Annotated in this window: 1 protein-coding gene; it reads left to right on the plus strand. The window is 58.8% G+C overall.

The features are described from left to right. Positions 1-27 precede the first annotated feature (27 nt). A partial coding sequence (gene psbR / locus AB1471_RS17200; RefSeq protein ID WP_367780956.1) for a photosystem II protein PsbR occupies positions 28-323 on the plus strand: 296 nt, incomplete at its 3' end.

Consider the following 323-nt stretch of genomic DNA (forward strand, 5'->3'; position numbering starts at 1 on the left):
CGAACCGCAGAGAGCAAGAGTGAAGTAATGGCCACCTCCATGATCACCTCACCGCTGCTGGCGCCGACGAGGGCCAAGGGCCTGCCGTCCATCTCTCGCCGCGGCTCCTCCTTCGCCATCGTCTGCAGTGGTGGCAAGAAGATCAAGACCGACAAGCCCTATGGAATTGGAGGTGGCATGACTGTCGATGTTGATGCGAACGGGAGGAAGGGCAAGGGGAAGGGTGTGTACCAATTTGTTGACAAGTACGGCGCCAACGTCGACGGATACAGCCCAATCTACTCACCGGAGGAATGGTCCCCCAGTGGTGATGTCTACGTCGG

Source organism: Jeotgalibacillus marinus, from assembly GCF_040801915.1.
GTDB classification, from domain to species: domain Bacteria; phylum Bacillota; class Bacilli; order Bacillales; family Jeotgalibacillaceae; genus Jeotgalibacillus; species Jeotgalibacillus marinus.